Origin of the sequence: Dokdonia ponticola (genome assembly GCF_042653865.1) — a bacterium.
Classification (GTDB): domain Bacteria; phylum Bacteroidota; class Bacteroidia; order Flavobacteriales; family Flavobacteriaceae; genus Dokdonia; species Dokdonia ponticola.
Window position 1 is genome coordinate 42,473 of sequence record NZ_JBHSFV010000008.1, and the last position, 20,130, is coordinate 62,602.

Sequence of the window (20,130 nt, forward strand, 5' to 3'; positions counted from 1 at the left end):
AAGCTAAAATCAGTCAATTGCTCTATATAGAGATTCCTTCTTAAAAATTGACAAGGAGGGTGTATTGAATCCAAAAAAACAAAGCGATACTATTCATTACTATTAAAATGAATAGTATCGCTATAATTGATTACTTCTACTATAATTTTAAAAGCTTAATTTTTACTCATAATAATCCATCTTCCTGGAGTACCAGCTCCTAGAGAAGCATCATACATCACTTGCACCATTTCATATTGCTCGATAATGAGAGCAGCACCACCTGAAAGAAGAAATTGATTCTCTTGTGCCGAATTTGGGTCTTCGCTCATAAATCTTATATTTCCGCTTACAGCCATGATATAAAAAGTCTTCCCATCAGCTAATAGCGGACCACCCGCTCCAGAAACATCAATACCCGTAATTATTAAATTTCCCCCAGAGTTAGGAGATATTTTAATCACAGATCTATCACTATTAGTACCTCCTGGCCAAATCACTAAGTTTACATCATCAGCATTTCCAGAATCGTCAATGATTTCTACCTCTCCGATAGTTTGATACGTACGTTGCCTAATTACATTACCGTCTATGTAAAGATTATCACCTAATTCAAGGTTGATAAGATTGCCGTTTACATCTGATCCGACTACAAATCTAGGATTTGCTTGTTCATTAACGATCATGCTACGGACTCTAATGGTGCCGTTTACATCTAAGGTACTAGTGGGTTCGGTGGTATTAATACCTACTTGAGCATAAGAAGTAGCGCTTATACACAAGAGTATAACTAAGATAATCTTGTTAATTTTCATGATTTAGGGATTTGAAAATACCTTCAAATATATTGGTTTATAAGCAAAAAACTCAACAATATTAGTATTTTTCTATGAAACAAGTATTTTAAACAGTTTCACTACCATCTATACCATCCTGATCTACGTAGTCTTGCAAATAGGCATAACGAGGCGTTAATTGTCCTTTATGAGTCATCAGCGCACGTTCTAGAATGCCATTAGCATCTCCATTAAAAAAGGAAGGAATCACATGTTTTATAAACATTTCTCCAAACCCTTCACTGGCATCCTTTGGCAATTCACAGGGAAGATTATCTACTGCCATGACTGCTATAGCACCTGGTGCTGTAAATTCAACTTCGGTTTCTGTTTGAGGATCATAGCCATAAAAAGGGTCTGCAATTGTAGAAGCACGTAGCGTACTGGCTACTGGACCGTCTATGTCACAAGAAATATCTGCCACTAAGTTAATTTTAAAATCAGGATGCTTGGCATCTTCTCGCGTAAATAAATACGGAGCGCCATCACCATAAAAATGGCCAGCAATGAAATAATCTGTTACTTTGGCGTATTTCATAAAATCACTTTCATAACCTGAAGGGTCTTTATAGAACGCAAATTTATCCATAGGTTTTCCATCAGTACGCTTGTTGTATTCGGTTACGTCTATAAGACAGTAGACAGGTTCATCAAACTCTTGAGATAAGTAGGCCTCATCCGTCACCTCCTTAATCTTAAGATGGTCTAGAATTTCTTTGGCACCATTAGCTACTTTACCCGTGCCCGACAATGTAATTTTTATATTGGGAAGGGTGATCTTGTCTAACTCTTTTTTGACATCGTCTAGATCCTTTAAGGTCTCCACTTTAGGCAACTCAAAAAGTCCGTCGCGGATACCTAATAATCGAAAACCGTTGTAAGCGCCTACCAATCCTGCATAGCGTCCAAAACCTATCAATCGCGCACCATTCTTTTTAACGATCGTCTCATGGTCATACATGTCGATGTGCTTATCGAGCATGGCGCACAATAGTTTTCTGTTATATGGCTGCTTTTTGATGGTATGACTAAAAAAGAAATATTTTTTATTAGGGATGAGTGCATCAATAGGTACTTCCTTTACACCCAACATTACGTCGGCATCAGATATATCTTGAGTGACTTCAAAACCTTCTTTTTGATAGGCTTCATCTGGAAAGATCCGAATATCGGAGGATTCAACTACAAAAGAGGCGTCTGGGAATTTTGACCGTGCTTCTGCAAGCATTTGTGGTGAAAACACCACTCTACGGTCTGGTGGATTTTTACGTTCTTTTATAATGGCAAACTTCATTGATTTCTGTTTTAATTTCTGTTGATTTGTCAGGTGGGTACTTTGGTACATCTTTTGACGTAATTATAACACAAAGATATGGGTTTAAGTCCTATATTTGCGGACTTGTTTTGTTTCCGCTTTCGCGAAAGCAAAAACAGTAAGATTCAAATTTTATTTTTGAGATTTGAAAATTTGTTCATTGAAAATAGATGAGATATTGATAGGTTCCCGAAACAAGTGCGGGATTCAATTCGATGATGTACATTGTAGATAGCGTTAAAGATTTTATCCCCAGAACATGCGGGATCCAATTTAACTACGTAAATCAGAGATTTACCATCTCATAAATGGGGTCGATTTGGTTTTGACAGCGAGATTAACCAAATAGTAAGCACGTCGAGCGCTGGGATATAGCTCGTAAATCTCATATTTCACACTTTTTAAACGGCGAGAATAACTACGCCCTAGCTGCATAATCCGAATCATAGTAGGATAATGCCTCGGTCTACAAGGTAGACAAGCAGGAAGTCACTCGAGAGCCTTGGTTTACGGCTATCGATATAGTGACTTCGTAAAAGTAAACCTAGCTTTTGTAGGATCTTGATACAATCGCGAAACTTAATTGAGAATAAGGTAATCCTTGGTAGTTTCTGACCGGTGATTGCACGAAAACTAATTAGAAACTAAGCGTGTAGAAAGCTGTTTCGTTACTTGTTTGGACGGCGGTTCGAGTCCGCCCGACTCCACGATCATTCATAACTGCGTTATGGATTAAAATAAAAAACCCAACAAGTTTACTTGATTGGGTTTTCTTGTTTTAAGACATCTGGACTGAAAGGACAGGCAGTTATACTTGCAGTACTGGAGACCAAGGCCCACCGAAGGTAATCCGCCCGACTCCACCTTCGCCCGCCAAAGCTTCGTTTTTTTGAAGCGACGGCGAGTTTTTTTATACAACACGAAGAACACCTTATTTAGTAAGGCGAGCTACGGTGAATGTCGATCCAACTTAAGTTCTATGTAGCTTTTTTTTTAGCAAAGCAAAGGAGGACTTTTTAATTCCTTTTTTTGGAAAAAAAATTCATTGGGGCCACGGTGTAAGTCTTCATATCTTGCTAACAAGTTTTAAAAAGACAAACCCTATTTTATATCCTAACAACCGTTTGCTTGGTTTGACAAACAAGAATCACAAACTGTTCGTAAACATGTTTGGGGTGGCGGACAATTATTAAGAGGTTCACTTCTGCTAGGTCTACACAATACATCACCAGATCCTCCCATAATATGATTAGAAAATGTAAGCCTTGAAATAGGTAGTTTATTGAATGATAATTTTTTTAAAGCTTTTTTTTTCATGGTTCGTTATTTTTAGTATTCAGAAATCAATATACAAAAACTACATTTCTTATCCATTTGGTTGTATATCGATACTTATTCCTTTTGTTTATTCTTTAAACTCTTGATATAATAAGAAGGCGTAATACCTGTTTTTTTCTTAAAAGCTGCTGTAAATGAACCTATTGAATTAAATCCAGCTTCTTTAGCAATACTCAAGATGGTATACTGAAGTAACTTAGGGTTTAGCTTTAATTCACTCAAAATATATCCAACACGTAAGTCATTTATATATTGAATAAATGTTTTCTTCTTGTAAATATTAATGATTTTAGATAAGTACTTTGTATTTGTAGATAGCTTCTTGGCTAACGATGTTATTGTAATTGTTTTTTTTAGGAATCCTTTTTTAGATTCGAATATGCGCAGTTTATCTAAAATTGAAGTAACTATTTCTGGATCAACATTCAAGTCTTTAGGTGTTTTTCCTATCTCTGTTTTCAGAGGTTCTTCAGACTTATTATCTAACTCGTACAATAAATTTTTAAAACGCTTTTTGTATACTTTATGCCTCCTAAATTGAATTATTATAACGACAATCGTAATACTAATTATAATCAATAGAAAAATAAATTTCATATTAAGAATATGATTCTTACTCTCTAATTTTTCTATTAACAATTCTTTATTCCTAAGTAATTCTGGGGTGTCAAATTCTGAATTTAATTTGTATGAGGTATTTATCTTTCTGACAGAAGTAATACTATCAAATTTCAATAACTTATTTATGGCATAAAGTTGTCCTGAGTAATTATTGTTTTCTTCGTATACAACCTTTAAATATTCATACGTTTCTCTAACTTCTGGGATCACAATATCTACTTTGGTTAGTAGAGAGTCTGTTTTTTGATAATAGTATATTGCAAGATCTTTGTCTATCGATTCATTTATTTTTCCAAGATAAAATTGGGCGAGAATATAATACTTCAAATAATACAAAGAATTTACGTTTATAAGAGGTGTGCCTTCTTCTAATAATAGTTTAGCTTGTTTAAAATTATTTTTATAAAATTCATTAATCCCTTCGTTAATTTTAGCTATGCTTAAAACATATGGGTACTCTTTTTCAACAACTTCTATTACCGAATGATAATAATAGGAGGCTGAATCATGTTTTTCGTTATACCTATACGATTCTGCTAATGCTATAGATGACATTACAAAAGCTTCTTCAGATATATTATTTTGTTTATTTTCAAGATTAAATCCTCTTTTGTAGAGTACTAATGCTTCCTCATGATTTCCAATCTCTGTTTTAAGTTCAGCAATATTATTTAAAGCTATTCCTTCATATATTGTATCGTTTCCTTTTTTTGCAAGTTTTAAAACTTTAAGATGTTGTTCAAGCGCATTTTCATAATCATAATGGGTCATATAAAATAACCCCAAATTATTATAAGCAGGAATAGACAATAAAGAGTCTAAACGGTTACTTTCAAATAATGATCTGCGTATAAGCTGTAACTTATCTTTTTTTGTATTTGCATAATAAGAAAGTTCATTTAATACTGTCGCCTTGTTTATTTTATCATCCTCTATAGTTGCTTTGGCAAGAAAGGTATTGAGATATAGTTTTGCATGTATTGTATCAGAAATATGCTTTTTGTATTCATTATAAAGATACGTGTATGTTTTCCCTTTTAAGGTATCTGGTATTTTCCAAACTTCATCTTGCCCGTGGGTAATGTTACTTACACACAACAAGAACCAAAATATACAATGAGTTTTTCTACGTAAACGCAAACATGTCTTCAATTTTAGGAGGTATTATTTTCGACTTCTAAAATAATCAAATTACTAGTATTAAACAGGGATAGTCACGTCAATTTAGACCTCTTATATTTTCAAAAAAGAAAGCGAAACAAATAACTAAAAACCAATATATTAGTGATGTTTTTTTATGATTCAATTCCGTGAATCGTGACAAGTCTTCCTTGTGACATACATTAAAAAAAATGACATTTGAGCGTCATACAACAAAGCACTATGCGATGCATGACAGACATATCCTTGAATGTCTATAAATGCTCAAGACAACTTAAATCATAAAACTAAAAATTATGAAAAATTTATTAAAGATTGGAAGAAGTTTAAACAATGCTGAATTGAAAAAAATTACCGCAGGTTTTGGAGAAACTTTTACAAGACCTGGAGATGAGGGATGCTCTGCATACGAATGTCCATCTGGCATGGCTTGTAATCTCTGGGGAGAATGTATTCCCAATGGAGGTGGAGGTGGAGGTGACATCTGCCCTGAAAATGTTGGAATGCAATGTTAATAAATAAAAATTAACTTTTTATTTGGGTTTACTTTTCACAAGTAGACCCATCTTTATGTAACCTTGTAATTACTCTTGTTATTTTATTCTTTGCTTGATAAGTCTATGATTCACGTCATTGATCTAATATGTAATGTTACTATACCAAAGGCTTACATTAAGTATGCTATAACTTCACATTGATTACCACTTCTGGCACAACAGCCTGTACTAAGAGGTGTAAGCTATTTTTGGAAGATGAGTATGAGGATACGTCCGCTTTCGCGAAAGCAAACTAAACCATACTCTTTTCGTAGTACATCTCTTGAGTTAAACACCTCAACAACTGCACATAAAGCTAAAATCAACAGTCTTACTACTAATTTATTCCTTTTAAGATAGCTATACGTAAAGAATATACGATTACATCCTTCTAACCGAAGCACTAAGACCCAGCGAAGGTAATCCGCCCAACTATAAAAAGCTAAACCCCAATAACCTATTTATTAGATTATTGGAGCTTTAAAAGCTAACAATTTTTTATTTCTTTTTCAAACTAAACGCTCTGGATATATTAAAGCCTAAGAATACGCTTCCGTCACTAAAATCTCCTCTGGCTTGCCCTAAAAATCCATTTTCAAACATCGCCTGACTGTTAGACACATGTATTTGAAATACGTGACCACCCGTTTCAATTTCTAATCCCAAGGCGGCAGCGTTATTAAATACAGAACCATCTACTCTATTTAAGTGATACCCATAATCGGCGATTAATGCCATGCGTTTGGTAAATTTAAAACGACCTCCAAAACCTAACACAAACTGTGCATTGTCTTGGCCGTCTTCAAAAACGGCATTGTCATGAAAATAGGTAGGTGCAAACTCCAAGGATAACCAATTATTAAATTTTCTAGAGATCAATAATTGATTGGCATAACCAAGGCGATCTGTGAAGGTGAGCCCTGGGAATAAATCCTTGTCTAAATTTGTATTGACATTCCATAAATTATAGCCTACCACAGTTACAGGAAATCCATCCTTTTTTTGGCGTAAAAGTCGATATTTTAAGGACACGTCATAGGTTTTATTAAAACCTGATCGCGAAGCGCCTATATTGAGCCATGAATTAGGAGCATAGATAAATTGAATACGTACCGAAGCATCATCTAACCCAAAAAAGTTATCTACCCCGTCTTTTAAACTTCCGAAGCGATGTGCGATTACAAAATAGAGCTGATTTTTACCTATGAGTTTTGTAGATTCAAAATTGACTAGCTTCACCCCTTTAAAAACAGAACTTACAGCTTCGTCTGCCACAGGCGTTTCGCTCTCTAATTCGTCTAATAAACTGTCTTGTGCTATTAATGTACACGGCAAAAACAACAGTAGCAAGACTGCTCGTTTAAAAATATTCATACGTTTGATTTTTTAGTTAGTTGATAATGATCGCTTGATCAAATTTGATTTCTTCCAGAATACTGTCATATCCTATGCAGCGCCCTTTTATTTGAAATACAGTTGGTGATCCAGCTATTTCTGATGTGTTTTGATTTTCGCTTAAAGCGAAAAAAATACTAGGCTCCATCATGGCCGTCTCTTTGTCCATCGTACTTACTGTGCCTTTTACAAGAATAGTTTTGTTCAAATAGGTTTGTGTGGCGGTTGTTTCATCCTGTTGAAAAGCCTGTGAAAGTTCTGAAGCAGATACGGTAAAGGCAGGCGCCTCAGATCCGATATCTCTGTGGTCTTGATATACATAATTGTACACAAGCGCAACAACTAATAGTGCAGCCACACCTAATACAATAATGAGTGATTTTTTTGATTTCATGGTGTTTTATTTTTCTACAAGCGTGAAGTCTGCGGTAATTAAAATCTTATCCGATATTTTCTCACTCACCACCCCCGGAATTTCAATATCAAACTCCTCTGGTGCTACCGAAAAGGTGGTTTTTAGGACCAAGGTATTGGCAACCATTTTCACATCTAGCACTGCTTCTACATCCTTTGTTTTACCATGTAATGTGAGCGTGCCTTTTACGGTAAAGGATTTGTTATTATCCAAGCCTTCTTTTGAAAAGTCAATGACTGTTCCTTTAAAAACAGCTTTGGGATAGGTATCACTTTCCATATAATTTTCATTAAAATGCTCTTCCATAAGCGCATTTCTGAATCGAAAACCTTTCATTAATGACAAAATTGCAATCTCTCCTGAGTTAGCATCTAGCAAAGCAGTTACGGTCTTATGACTCGCTTTTACAGGTTCAAAAGCAGGTACGGATGCTTCAAAGTCAATCTGTCCTGTTTTTGTATAATATTTTTGTGCATATCCTTGGGTACAAAAGAGTATACCTATAAGTAAGAGTAGTGTTTTCATTGTTTTTGTTTTTTTTATCTTTTTAGTTTTCTAAAGTTCCGTCGTCTATCCAATCGATAATATCTTGTATAATCCCATTAGGTAAATTGCCGCTAGGAGGCATTGGATTCCCTGTATTGGTCATACGAGCAACCATACGTCCGCTATTTGCGACAGCAGAAGCATTTGCATAGTTGTGTAATCGTACACCACCGTTTGCAGTGGTTGCATTATGACACTGTACACAAGCGTTGTCAAGAATTGCTTTTGCAGTGTTTTGATATGTAACAAGGTTTGTCGTATCTCCATCGGTATCACCCCCATCTGTATCTCCATCTCCTGTGTCACCATCGTCTGTAATGGTTTCGGTTTCTAATAGTTCGGATAATTCATTGCTTTCGCAACTTGTGGTTGTAGTTGCTACTATCCCTATGAGAAAACATCCAAGGAGTATTTTTATCGTTTTTTTACTTTTCCAGCGTGTATTCATGACTTTGAATTTTAATTATTTGTTGTTTTTTAGTTGTAATAAATCTCTTGTCATTGAAGCATTGTGGTCTAATGGAGATGATCTAATATGAGATTTAAGGGGGACAACTGAATGCATATAACATTTCATTTTATTATTCTTTGATGATTTCTAAAAGAAGTTGTAGTCTTGTTTTCGAGGTCGTTTTATGACCGTAGTTACCTCATTACAGAGTTCTCGTGTATAATGAGGATTAAAAGAACCTAGGGTGCCCCATGACCCTAGGCCCTTAACAAATCAACTAAAAACTAATTCTTCTTTTTCAATCAATTATTGTGAAGACTCCGGTCATAGCACCGTGAAACTCACAATTATAAAACAATGTATCTGGGGCGGTATCAGGAACTGTAAAGGTGATCGTTGCCTGTGAAGCTCCGTTATTAGTGACGCCTTGGTCATAGGTATTATCTGTTCCTGTTCCTTGAACAGATTTTATAAGAAATGGATGTCCTGGTGTATTGACCACAAACTCATAAGTCTGTCCTCTTTGTAAGGTAAAATCTGGGTTTGCTACATTATTTAGATTTTCATTATTAAAAATATAGGCTGTAGCTCCTTGGTTTGTGACATCATACGTTGCTGCCACTGTTTCTTCTGGTGCTGGTGCAAGTTCAGTATCTTGATTGACGATAGGCCATACGCCTGCTGCTGGGAAGCCAACTCCAAAGTTATCCCCTCTTTCTTGATCTTGACCAAAGTAATAAAGTGGCCATCCTTTATACGTGACTTGCTGACGCCCAAATACATCAATAGTTCCAAATCCAGCCGTATTGAAGATGCTAGGCACATTGGTTACGTTGATCTCTACAATGGGCCATACGCCATCATTAGAAAAATCGGAAGCTGTAAAATTATTAGTATTTGCCTCATCATTACTAAAGCGGTAGATGGTTCTCCCAGATCCGCTTGTCATATAAAAAGTCTCTTCGTCTCCTGGTGTATAATTACTGGTCAGATTCGTTTCATTTCCAGAGGCATCTCTTCCTACTAATTGGGCTTTTGCAATCATAATACTGTAATCAGGTTTTCCAACATACCAAGTATCACCTGCACCATCTCCATTAGTGTCACCAGCGTTAGTATCGTTAGAAAATGTGTACAAAGGCCATCCTCTATACGTGGTTTGTTGCGATCCGTCTTCACGGGTTATCGTTCCAAAATCATTTGCATTAAGCGTATTATCCAGCGTAAGTTCATCTGCAAAAAAAGCAGGCCATACATCTGCACAACCACCATTACAGTTTGAAGTTCCCTTGCTATCTAATGCAAAGAAATACAAGGTAAACCCATCTGCATCGGTCATTACATTCCCAAAAGTAGCATTATTGTTTATCCTCACATTATTATTCACTGCGAGTGGGGGTGTTACATCATCTGAACCTCCGTAATCATCATCGCTACAACTTAATAACATCAAAAAGGCTATTGGTAAAAAAAATACGTTTTTCATTTTGTTTTGTTTTTAAAGATTAATTTGTTTGTTGGCTTTTGCCAAAAATTGTTTTTTTTCAGAGATGCAAACTCCTGTGCATCCATGTAGTTTTAGTATTCATATAGTATTGCATATGACGTGTGCTAGGCAGCACATGCACATACGGGAGTTTGACAATTATTTTTTTCCATAGTGTCTCCTAGTGGAGGGTATCCTAAAGCAATAAGTGTATTCAGTGCTTCAGATACTTGGTTGGCTCTTTTAAAATTAAATACAACCAATGCGTCTTGAGGATATACAATTACATTACTTATGTTCTGAACTTCCATCATCTTTGTTTTCACTTGATCGACACAATGCGTACAGAATTTATTTTGAACAAAAATTCGTGCTAGACGTGTTTCCATAACTTTAATTATTAATTAGATTAAGCGTAAGAAATCGCGAAAATGATACCTCCTATCCATACTAGGAAAATCAAGATTTCTTTGATTGGCATTCTTTTTACAGTGTTCATAATGATCTATTTTTATGAAGGTGATTACTTTTAAAAGGTATTTTCCTTCTTGTTTTAGTACACCACAAAAGAATGACAAACATGTCGCTAGCACCCTAAAAACCTACATGAACGGGATGTTTTAAGGCTAAAAAGGAATATTTAGCCCCTGAAGAAATCGAGAAATGAGAGGAAATTGACATTTCAGTCATACACCCATCAATAAATTATTAGATAAAAGTTCCCCTTGTGTGAAATACGTCTTTATAAAAACGTATTTCTACTTTTTTTCTAGGAAAGAACTATCAAAACAGGATTCAGATGAAAACATATTTACGTTATACGTTTTGATCTTCTTTTTCGTGGGAGTATAAATCTTATTTGATGGTAGGTGATGACTTTTTAATTAAGAAGATTGTGTTTCTGGGCACATTAAAGTGGCACAACAGATCCCATATTGGGGATGTAGGTTCGTTTATTTTAAGAAGAAAGGGAAAGAGAATGTGAAAGGTTCATGCACCGCTTTCGCGAAAGCATATAAAACCTTAAAAACTCAGTGAAGAAGAATGAAATGTATCGTTATCAAAAAGTATAAAACATCCCATCAAATCGTGCCTATTATAACTGAATGTAATAGGTGCCTTGGAATCCAAAGAAGAAATTCCCATCTCTAAAATTAAAGTTACTACGTGTTTGAGTGATAAAGGAATCCTCTGTAAAGAAAGGGTTATTAGTCATTTTAAATTGAAGCATGACACTTCCTACCTCCCAATTGGCGCCTAAAGAAAATGCCCCAAAAGTATCTCTGGATTCTAGTTCATTAGCCAAATAATAGTACTCCGAGACAACAGATACATGATTTGTCACTTTATAGCGACCTCCAAAGCCAATCGCAAAATGATTAGCATCGTCAATAGGATCGCTGGTCGAGCTGCGATGTATAAAAGTAGGTGCTACCTGAAGCGACAGATTAGCGGTTAGCTTGCGAGCCACGAGCAATTGTGTAGTAAAAGCGGTTTTATCAAAAAAATCATTTCTGACTTCTACCCCAGTAAATTGTCTACTCCTGTAGGTCCCGATTTGTACGAATGTTACGCCAAAGGGACTCCCATTGCCATTTGTCTCTTGTTGAAAAAGTCTGTATTTAAAAAAAGCATCGAATATACCGCTAGGTGCAGCACCACCAATCCCCACGGTAAATCTATCTGTAAACGCATAGTCAACGCCAAATCTTGCACTCATCCTATCGGCAATAAAGGAATTACTGCGCTCTTGTGGGATATCCCAGTACCTACTCATAAAAGATATTTCAAGAGCTCCTTTTTTACGCGTTTCTACAGAGTGCCCTATAGAGATACGTGTTGCTTTGAACGTAGACATCACATATGCTGATTGCGTTGTCATATCTTCCTTTTCAAGAAGATCTCCAAGGTCTTGCGCTTGAGATAATTGCACCAGACTCATCCACATAAAAACGACGATACCGAACTTATTTCTCATAGGGTTTGAATTCAAAATTAAACGAGACTTGTATGTTTTTTGCAATATTAGGCGAAAGTAATTTTGGGATTTTAATATCATAATTTTCTAAAAGAACTTCTGCGTCGCCTATGATTTTATACGAGGTACTCTTTCGTTCAATAGTAACCTTAAATGCCAAAGGCACCGTCGTGTCTTTTAGGGTAAACATCCCTTCTATCATACGTGTTTGAGAACCCTCCTGAGAAGGATCAAAACCTACTATTTTTCCCCTAAACTTGGCCTTTGGATAGAGATCTGATTCTATATAACTCTCATTAAAATGCTCTCGCATCAGTTTCTTTTTAAATACAAAAGCCTTCATAAGAATATCTACTGCAATCTCATTGGTCTCTGTATCTAAAATACTATATGCCTGATTGTTTACAGCTTCAATATTCTCTGCTGAGGTATATGAAAAGAATGTGACTTGCCCTTGTCTCGCTATCTGCTTGTCGGTGCCATTTTGACAAATAGCAACGGATTGTATGAAAATAAAAAAAAGTAGTAGTTTATTCATAATGACTTATGGCATAATGATACAATTTAATAAAACAGCATCTTTTAGAAACCCTTTAAATACTCCTTTTACGACAATAGGGTCCCCAATAGTTAGCTTTTGAATATGTACGTTCTGATTTTTTTGCATTTCACAAATAATAAGCGTGTCTTTATCGTCTCCACTCAGTAATAAGGTATACACTCCTTCTTTTTTGTTTATTTCTTTAATTACACTTTCAATTTCTATTGCCTTATCTACATATTGATAGAAGCTACTATCTACCTTGTTTGACATTAAAGAAATAAGTTCATTAGAACTCAGGCTCACTTGCGTTTTGACATTATGAGTATCTTCAGGTGTTTCTAAATATCTGAATATAGCATATATAAATAAGAGTGCTGAGCATCCTAATAGTATTATTTTAAAAATTCCGCTTTTACTCATACTGTTTAAACTATGCCATATAATTATATCTTAGTCACAAAAATAATATTTCAAATGTGTTATTCACTTTTTATACTGCCATATATTGCTCAAACGGAATTTCTGGGGTTAAAAAGGAATCGGAGACGCTGATAAATCCTATTAAAGCCCTATAAAATCTTATTTTTAATAAAAATTAAGTTAATGAAAAAATTTAGATTCTATCTGTACATTACTGTAAGTGTTATTCTATTTTTTATAGTGATCACTTTTATTGCCACCCCTATTGTGGTTAAAAATCAAACGATAGATTTCCTTGACAATCAGATACGCTCTGCTCAACAAGACACTAAAGAACTTGGGATGTTAGGAGGTGAATTTATGAGTAATGATGGTAATAAAGAAAAAGTAATTACAGGAATCCAGAAAGGCATTGTCAACTCTTATGATCAGACTGTTTTTAATTCTCTAATAGACTGGTCAGGAAAAATTCTAGCCCATCCAGATGCTACGCTAATAGGTACTCGAATCAATGAGGATGAATCTTTGACATCTACTATTGACAATGTTATTACAGGAAGTAAACTATACAAGTATATACACGCTACAAAAGAAAATACAGCGTTGTCCTCATCTAATATCATTCACTTAGAACTGATCCCAGAATCTGATATGATTATTGCTGCGCATCTGAATGTAAGTGACCTAGAAGCATCTATGACGGCCTATAAGAGTCAAACGTATACTATTTTTTTCATCACGGGGTTATTGTCATTACTATCTTTATTGATGACGACAAGAGTGCTAAGTAGTTATTATGAAGCTCAAATTGCTATTAAATCTACAAAAATAGAAGACAGTGTACTCAACCTGAATAAACTGAATATGTCTCTTGAAAAGTATCAAAAGAATCTCTTAGAGCTTAAAAATGAAACAAACACTGTATCAGTCACCGAAGAAAAACCTACGGAGGTCTCTAAACAGCGACTTCTCACCTACGTTCGTAATGAGTTAGTACCTGTAAACATAGAAGACATTGCCTACATCTATGTAGAGCATAAAATCACCTATTTGGTATGCAAAGACGGCAGACGCTCAACATCAAATGAAAGTCTAGATCAAATCTATGCATCTTTAGACAGCAAGGTTTTCTTTAGAGCCAACAGACAAATTATTGTAAGTATTGAGGCGATTTCAAAGATTACAAAATTTGGAAATAATGCCTTAAAAATTCAAACGAATCCCGTTTCAGAAGTGGATATTGTCATTGGTAAAAACAAGGCTGCTTTGTTTAGACAGTGGCTTGATTTGTAGGTTTTTTATTATGGAAATAGGAGGTTTACGACTTTCGCTTCACTTGCCACTGGATTTTAGAATTATCAAGGTTACAAATTCGTTAGGTTAACTCAGAATTTCGGAAATAAGATTGTTTTGGTCTACATATGCATGTAAGAATCTAACTATATTAATGGATTAGTTTTTGTTGTTTTAAAAAAATAAAACCCAATTTTCATTGTATCTTAGATGTAGTAAAAAAGCACTCTAAAATCCATGGTACAAAAACAACAACTCATCTATTCTGCCATTTTAATTGTAGTGGTGATTGTGATTATTTTTCTAACAAAGAAAGCTATCCGAAAATTTAGTTTTGTGCGCGCCATCGAGGTCAACCGAAGAAAGGTGATTTATTACCTGAGTTATTTCTTTATTTATTTATTAGCTGGATCGGCGTTGGCGGTGATTTGGGGCTTTGATTTTAAAGATATTCTTTTGGGACTTTCTTCCATTCTTGCAGTCCTAGGTGTTGGTTTTTTTGCCCAATGGTCGATCCTGTCTAACCTGACCTCTAGTGCCATTCTCTTTTTTAATCACCCTATCCGGATAGGTGATAGAATAAGAATCATTGATAAGGATTATGACTACACGGGCATCATCAAAGATATTAGCGGGTTTTTCCTTTTTATGCGAACAGATGAAGGTAAAAATGTCACCATCCCTACATCGCTTATCATGCAAAAAGGCATCGAAATCCTAGAAGAAAAAGAGGTCACTAAAGACAAAGAAGATTTTAAGTATGAGTACACTGAAAGTGATACTTAAAGTGAAATGAAAGTGTAAAGTGGGAAGTGGAAAGTGTTAAGTGTTAAGTGTTAAGTGTTAATAAGAGAAGTTATTTGTGGCGTATCAGAAAAAGGCAAATAGGAATATTAAATGGAAATTAAATATTGTTGGAGGTGTAAAACAGAAGTCCCAATGCTGGACGATAAAGAATACGCAATTGCTTCAGAATTATACAGTAAAGGATTTAAAATTTTAAACAAAGATAGACAAGAACGCTTCAAAGAATTATTAGATTATTACAATGAATTAACTGGATTTGGAGAAACAGAACCAAATGCAATAATGCACCACGCACTCGGGCAAATTGGGCCTGATTGTGAACGTTGTGGAAAACCATACAGAACTCCAAAAGCTAGACTATGTGCTGCATGTGGAAATAAAAGAAAAGGAATAACGACATAAACGAGTCAGTAAACGTATGAAAATGAATAAAAAGACCCATTACATATTTGTCATTTTAGAAGTCCTTTCGGGGTTCAGTTTGGGATTATTTGGACTCTTAATGCTCGCTGACAAATTACTTAAGTTTGACATGAATTTGTCATTTATTCTTGGATATCTATCTATATTTTTTTTCGCTTTAATTGGAATCGTCATTCCTGGATTTTTTCACAGTAGACGTGTCAACAAAAACAAAAGATTTTTAATCGGAATTGCAAAAGCAACAATTGGAATGGTGATCGGCACGCTCTTTACGGCATTCCTACCTACATTAATATACGAAGTTGATCTGCTTCGGTATATTGTCATTTTAATACCCATTATTTGTTCAGTAGTTGGATTTAATATGGGAATTAGAGGGTTATAAACGTATTTTCAGAAAGCTTTAGGTTAATTACTTTCGGCTTTGAAAGATACCATTCTTATAGCACCTGATATTTCCTCCTCAAAATAGAAGTCTACCCCCTTTCAATGATGAACAAATATATTTTCGCTTAAAGCGAAAAACCATACCACCTTACACCCGCTAGATTTCAAAATCAAAACGAAGCATTTCTGTAAAATCAGATGATAAAAAACCCAATGAAATCAATGATTCATTGGGTTTTGTTTTGCAAGACGTATGAAAGGAATTTACTTCCTAGACACAAGCGCTTATTTCTTCTTAAACTTTAGTTTTTTCTCAATTGCTTCAATCATAATATTTGCGATATCGAGTCCAGTCGCTGCTTCTATGCCTTCTAATCCTGGTGACGAATTGACTTCTAGCAATAAAGGTCCTTTATTCGATCGGATGATATCTACACCAGCGACGGGAAGTCCAAGGATTTTGGCGGCTTTGACCGCCAGTTTACGTTCTTCTAAGGTGACTTTTATTTTTGAAGCAGATCCACCTTGATGGATATTGGCTCTAAACTCACCTTTGGCGGCTTGTCGCTGCATAGATGCGACTACTTTTCCATTGACCACAAAACAACGGATATCCTGCCCGTTTGCTTCTTTTATGAACTCCTGCACCAAAATATTGGTTTTAACGCTTTTAAAAGCGTTAATCACACTCTCTGCTGCTTTTGAGGTCTCTGCCAAGACAACACCTTTCCCTTGGGTACTTTCTAGTAACTTTACAATAAGTGGCGCTCCATTCACCATTTTTATAAGGTCTTTGGTGTCTAATGGCGAATTGGCGAAGCCCGTAATAGGAATATGAATGTCATTTTTTGCAAATAATTGGGTTGCTTGCAATTTATCTCTTGATTGTGTAATCGCATCGGCGGAGTTAAGACAATAGGTTCCCATGGCATCAAACTGACGAATCAACGCACAGGCATAAAAGGTTACAGAGGGTTTGATACGAGGAATGATCGCATCAAACTCAGCAATCACATTTCCACCTCTATAGCGTATCTGGGGTTCTCTTGCATCAAACTTCATATAGGCTTGCTCTACATTAAGAAATACCATCTCATGCCCGCGAATACGCCCTGCTTCCATCAAACGTTTGTTACTAAACAAGTCTGGATTACTAGCTAATAAGGCAATTTTTAACCCTGATTTCTCCGTATGAAACGTGGTGTACATCCCTTCTACCTCATCTTCTTGAATGTTAGAAAACAAATAGGTCGAAGAAGGGTTTACCAAATAGCGATTATGTAAGGCCTCACGCCCCAACAGCATTCTAAACTCCATAGAGTCACGGTTTGCCAATGTTAATTCGATCTCAAACGTATCCTCACCAAAGGTAATAGGAGCTTTAATCACGATACGCTCCTCAGAAATCCCCATCGAGCTTTTTACAGATCGCTTAGCGTGAACTTTTGCTTCACAACTAACGCTGATGCTTCTGTTTACCTGCAAAGGGTTTACATCAAAGCTTACCCATTCTTCATTTTCTTTAAAGAACGTTTTAATACCATTTGCCTGTATCGATGAGGTTTTAGCACCAGAGTCTACACGCGCTTTTATCGCGGGTATGCCAAAGGTTTCAAATGCACACCACTCTTCGCTTCCTATTATTTTTAAATTTTCCAATATCAATTTATATTTTAACTCACAAATAAACACCTAATAGATTATTTATTGGTGTATTTACTATTATTTCTTTTTTAGTTCAAACAAGTCCTTTCGTCGATCTCTAAGGTTTTTTACGGCCCCAAATTGATTCAATTCTCTCAACAAATCGATATCAACATCTGCGATGAGGATCATCTCTGTGTTTGGAGTCGCTTCTGCTTTGATTCCATTGGTTGGGAATGAAAAGTCGCAGGGTGTAAACACCATAGATTGTGCAAACTGGATATCCATATTTTCTACATTAGGCAAGTTTCCAACGCTTCCCGCAATAGCAACGTAGCATTCGTTTTCTATCGCTCTTGCTTGTGAGCAATGGCGCACCCGTGAATATCCATTTTGCGTATCTGTTAGGAAGGGTACAAACAAAATATCCATGCCTTCGTCTGCCAATAATCTACTCAACTCTGGAAACTCAGAATCATAGCAAATAAGCACTCCTATTTTCCCGCAGTCAGTATCAAAGGCTTTAATTTGGCTTCCGCCTTGCATGCCCCATACTTTTGCTTCATCTGGGGTTACATGTAATTTTTCATAACGTTCTATGGTTCCATCACGACGGCATAAATAGCCTACATTGTATAAACGACCGTCTTTCATTTCTGGCATACTCCCAGAAATAATGTTGATGTTGTAAGTAATTGAAAACTCTGAAAACTTCTGTACAATTGCTGCGGTGTGTTTTGCAAGTTCTCTAATGGCATCTGGTGTTTTTAAATGATTGACCTCTGCCATAAGAGGGGCATTAAAAAACTCTGGAAACAAAGCGAAATCAGAGCGGTATCCTGCCACTGCATCTATAAAGTATTCCGCTTGATTTAGCAACTCATCTAAATCTTTATAAGGACGCATCTGCCATTGTATCAATCCTAAACGGACAATACTTTTTTTGGTAGCTGCTTTTTTTGAAGGTTTTTTGTAGTAAATATTGTCCCACTCCATGAGGATGGCATACTCGCCAGAAGCCGCATCACCTTCTAAATACCCTTTCATCACTTTAGTAGGGTGAAAATCATTAGAAATTTGAAAGTTTAATACGGGATCATTAATCTCCTTGCGTTTTACTTTTTCTATATACTCTTTGGGTGAAATATCTGCTGCATATTTGCTGTAGTTAGGCATTCTCCCACCAAAGGCAATGCCTTTTAAGTTTAAATTTTCTGCAACTTCTTTTCTGTAATCATAAAGTCTTCTCCCCAAACGTAATCCTCTGAATTCAGGTTTAATAAACACATCAACACCGTATAAAACATCCCCCTCGTAGGTGTGGGTATTAAATGAATAGTTGCCTGTAATGTCTACATAGGTGTGATCTTCTTCAAAATCGTCATAATTCACAATAATGGACAAAGCGCAACCTGCAAGCTGTCCGTTGATTTTTATCACGACTTGCCCTTCTGGAAATTTCTCAATAAGAGATTTTATGTGGTGTTCCTTCCAATAGGAATCTGGCATATTGGTATATGCAGAAATCATAGTCATTTTAAGCTCTTGATAATCATCTAAATCAAGAAATTTTAATTCGATATTTTCTATATCTTTTGTTTTCATATCTTTTTCTGAAGATGGCTTCAGCATTTTTTTAATCTATTATACACAGCACCAATCCTTCCTACTATTGTATTACACTACACACTTTATAAGAGCATGTGAAGAGTTATGAATCAACCGCATCATTTATTTCGCAAATCTATTTAGAGTATTTAGTAAGGTAAGAACTTCTAAGTTGTGCTTTCAAAAAAACCTAATTTGCTTCTTGTCTAAACTGATCACAATACAACACGACAGCGCTTCGATCTTCTTTATCTAAAAACTCTAACGCCTGATACCATGGCATCCATAAAGCTTTTTTGAATTTTTCAGGTTCTAACACTTCTATGTTTACAATGGACTTTGTGGTAATAAAATAGTGTTTAAAAACAATCTTTTTGTCTTTGGTAACATTTTTTATAGAAATAAAATAGGTAAGGTGTTTCTTTTTTAAAGTCACACCTATTTCTTCGCTCGTTTCTCGTATGAGGGATTTATAATCTGACTCCCCTTTCTTCTGAACGCCTCCTGCAAGGGTATATTTCTTTCTAGCCCCTACTTTTTCGAGCACCAAAATACGATCCTCTTTAAAGGCGATAAGGCGTGATTTATGAATGGGTTTGTACTTTGTCATGAATGTTTTAAGTGACATTCTATAAAAATCAAACTATTCTTCAAAAGGATCTTGCACGGCATCTGGGTCTGTTGCCTCCAAATCTTCATAATCATCCTCGTCATAGTCTTCCATTACTTTTTCAAGTTTGGCACTTACTTTTACTAAGTATTTTGTATCGTCTGTAATGATCTCTATCGCCTCAATTAAGTCATAGTTTGCATTTCTAAACTTAATGATATCTGCATCGTCATACCCATCAGGATATTTTTGTACCACAAGGGCTAAAATTTCTGGAGTGAGTTTTTTAAAATCAACGATAACTCTTTTAAGATTAGGGTTTTCATTCTTTCTCATA

At 35.6% G+C, this 20,130-nt stretch carries 21 protein-coding genes and 1 other RNA gene; 6 read left to right on the top strand and 16 right to left on the bottom strand.

Annotation, left to right across the window (positions count from 1 at the left end; translation table 11 throughout):
• Window positions 1–155 precede the first annotated feature (155 nt).
• Both ACFO3O_RS13315 and ACFO3O_RS13320 read right to left on the bottom strand, forming a co-directional pair.
• On the bottom strand, window positions 156–794 hold the full coding sequence (locus ACFO3O_RS13315) for a hypothetical protein (protein WP_379979601.1): 639 nt from the start codon (window positions 792–794) through the stop codon (window positions 156–158).
• An 88-nt stretch (window positions 795–882) separates the two neighbouring features.
• Window positions 883–2,109 (bottom strand): NAD(P)-dependent oxidoreductase, encoded by a 1,227-nt coding sequence (locus ACFO3O_RS13320; protein WP_379979603.1) that lies wholly within the window; start codon window positions 2,107–2,109, stop codon window positions 883–885.
• A gap of 331 nt (window positions 2,110–2,440) precedes the next feature.
• Between ACFO3O_RS13320 and ssrA the strand changes: the two genes are divergently transcribed.
• Window positions 2,441–2,840, top strand: a transfer-messenger RNA (tmRNA) gene (ssrA, locus tag ACFO3O_RS13325).
• Window positions 2,841–3,522: 682 nt separating this feature from the next.
• On the opposite strand, the gene ACFO3O_RS13330 is transcribed toward ssrA, so the two are convergent.
• The gene (locus tag ACFO3O_RS13330) at window positions 3,523–5,229 is read right to left on the bottom strand and encodes a tetratricopeptide repeat protein (RefSeq protein ID WP_379979605.1); all 1,707 of its coding nucleotides are present in this window, start codon (window positions 5,227–5,229) and stop codon (window positions 3,523–3,525) included.
• A 317-nt stretch (window positions 5,230–5,546) separates the two neighbouring features.
• Here ACFO3O_RS13330 and ACFO3O_RS13335 point away from each other — a divergent pair, with 317 nt between their 5' ends.
• Window positions 5,547–5,765, top strand: coding sequence for a hypothetical protein (locus ACFO3O_RS13335; RefSeq protein WP_379979607.1), 219 nt, complete (start codon window positions 5,547–5,549; stop codon window positions 5,763–5,765).
• Between the two features lie 519 nt (window positions 5,766–6,284).
• On the opposite strand, the gene ACFO3O_RS13340 is transcribed toward ACFO3O_RS13335, so the two are convergent.
• The 9 genes from ACFO3O_RS13340 to ACFO3O_RS13380 form a co-directional block, all read right to left on the bottom strand.
• Window positions 6,285–7,160: a DUF5777 family beta-barrel protein gene (locus ACFO3O_RS13340; protein ID WP_379979609.1), complete on the bottom strand. Its 876-nt coding sequence runs from the start codon at window positions 7,158–7,160 to the stop codon at window positions 6,285–6,287.
• Window positions 7,161–7,176: 16 nt separating this feature from the next.
• Window positions 7,177–7,575 (bottom strand): OB-fold protein, encoded by a 399-nt coding sequence (locus ACFO3O_RS13345; RefSeq protein WP_379979611.1) that lies wholly within the window; start codon window positions 7,573–7,575, stop codon window positions 7,177–7,179.
• A gap of 6 nt (window positions 7,576–7,581) precedes the next feature.
• A complete protein-coding gene (locus ACFO3O_RS13350) occupies window positions 7,582–8,121 on the bottom strand; it encodes a YceI family protein (RefSeq protein ID WP_379979613.1) in 540 nt (179 codons plus the stop codon).
• A gap of 22 nt (window positions 8,122–8,143) precedes the next feature.
• Entirely contained in the window at window positions 8,144–8,590 is a 447-nt protein-coding gene (locus ACFO3O_RS13355) for a hypothetical protein (RefSeq protein ID WP_379979615.1), read from the bottom strand.
• Between the two features lie 301 nt (window positions 8,591–8,891).
• Window positions 8,892–10,079: a hypothetical protein gene (locus ACFO3O_RS13360; RefSeq protein ID WP_379979617.1), complete on the bottom strand. Its 1,188-nt coding sequence runs from the start codon at window positions 10,077–10,079 to the stop codon at window positions 8,892–8,894.
• 125 nt (window positions 10,080–10,204) lie between these two features.
• Window positions 10,205–10,468 carry a hypothetical protein gene (locus tag ACFO3O_RS13365; RefSeq protein WP_379979619.1) on the bottom strand — a complete coding sequence of 88 codons (264 nt, stop codon included), beginning with the start codon at window positions 10,466–10,468 and terminating at the stop codon, window positions 10,205–10,207.
• Between the two features lie 707 nt (window positions 10,469–11,175).
• Window positions 11,176–12,057 carry a DUF5777 family beta-barrel protein gene (locus ACFO3O_RS13370; RefSeq protein WP_379979621.1) on the bottom strand — a complete coding sequence of 294 codons (882 nt, stop codon included), beginning with the start codon at window positions 12,055–12,057 and terminating at the stop codon, window positions 11,176–11,178.
• Window positions 12,047–12,595: a YceI family protein gene (locus tag ACFO3O_RS13375; protein WP_379979623.1), complete on the bottom strand. Its 549-nt coding sequence runs from the start codon at window positions 12,593–12,595 to the stop codon at window positions 12,047–12,049. Before ACFO3O_RS13375 ends, ACFO3O_RS13370 begins: the two co-directional genes overlap by 11 nt.
• 6 nt (window positions 12,596–12,601) lie before the next feature.
• A complete protein-coding gene (locus tag ACFO3O_RS13380) occupies window positions 12,602–13,021 on the bottom strand; it encodes an OB-fold protein (protein WP_379979625.1) in 420 nt (139 codons plus the stop codon).
• 183 nt (window positions 13,022–13,204) lie between these two features.
• Between ACFO3O_RS13380 and ACFO3O_RS13385 the strand changes: the two genes are divergently transcribed.
• From ACFO3O_RS13385 to ACFO3O_RS13400, 4 genes are all read left to right on the top strand, one after another.
• Entirely contained in the window at window positions 13,205–14,314 is a 1,110-nt protein-coding gene (locus ACFO3O_RS13385) for a LytR/AlgR family response regulator transcription factor (RefSeq protein ID WP_379979627.1), read from the top strand.
• Window positions 14,315–14,551: 237 nt separating this feature from the next.
• On the top strand, window positions 14,552–15,100 hold the full coding sequence (locus ACFO3O_RS13390) for a mechanosensitive ion channel domain-containing protein (RefSeq protein ID WP_379979629.1): 549 nt from the start codon (window positions 14,552–14,554) through the stop codon (window positions 15,098–15,100).
• A 153-nt stretch (window positions 15,101–15,253) separates the two neighbouring features.
• Entirely contained in the window at window positions 15,254–15,523 is a 270-nt protein-coding gene (locus ACFO3O_RS13395; protein WP_379979631.1) for an LbetaH domain-containing protein, read from the top strand.
• Window positions 15,524–15,545: 22 nt separating this feature from the next.
• Window positions 15,546–15,929: a hypothetical protein gene (locus ACFO3O_RS13400; protein WP_379979633.1), complete on the top strand. Its 384-nt coding sequence runs from the start codon at window positions 15,546–15,548 to the stop codon at window positions 15,927–15,929.
• 287 nt (window positions 15,930–16,216) lie between these two features.
• On the opposite strand, the gene rimK is transcribed toward ACFO3O_RS13400, so the two are convergent.
• The 4 genes from rimK to ACFO3O_RS13420 all read right to left on the bottom strand — a co-directional run bounded on the left by rimK (window position 16,217) and on the right by ACFO3O_RS13420 (window position 20,129).
• The gene (gene rimK, locus ACFO3O_RS13405; RefSeq protein ID WP_379979635.1) at window positions 16,217–17,590 is read right to left on the bottom strand and encodes a 30S ribosomal protein S6--L-glutamate ligase; all 1,374 of its coding nucleotides are present in this window, start codon (window positions 17,588–17,590) and stop codon (window positions 16,217–16,219) included.
• A 63-nt stretch (window positions 17,591–17,653) separates the two neighbouring features.
• Complete coding sequence (locus ACFO3O_RS13410) at window positions 17,654–19,180, bottom strand: bifunctional GNAT family N-acetyltransferase/carbon-nitrogen hydrolase family protein (RefSeq protein WP_379979637.1); 1,527 nt, start codon at window positions 19,178–19,180, stop codon at window positions 17,654–17,656.
• Between the two features lie 193 nt (window positions 19,181–19,373).
• Window positions 19,374–19,793 carry an NUDIX domain-containing protein gene (locus ACFO3O_RS13415; RefSeq protein ID WP_379979639.1) on the bottom strand — a complete coding sequence of 140 codons (420 nt, stop codon included), beginning with the start codon at window positions 19,791–19,793 and terminating at the stop codon, window positions 19,374–19,376.
• 33 nt (window positions 19,794–19,826) lie between these two features.
• A complete protein-coding gene (locus ACFO3O_RS13420) occupies window positions 19,827–20,129 on the bottom strand; it encodes a hypothetical protein (protein WP_379979641.1) in 303 nt (100 codons plus the stop codon).
• Window position 20,130 lies beyond the last annotated feature (1 nt).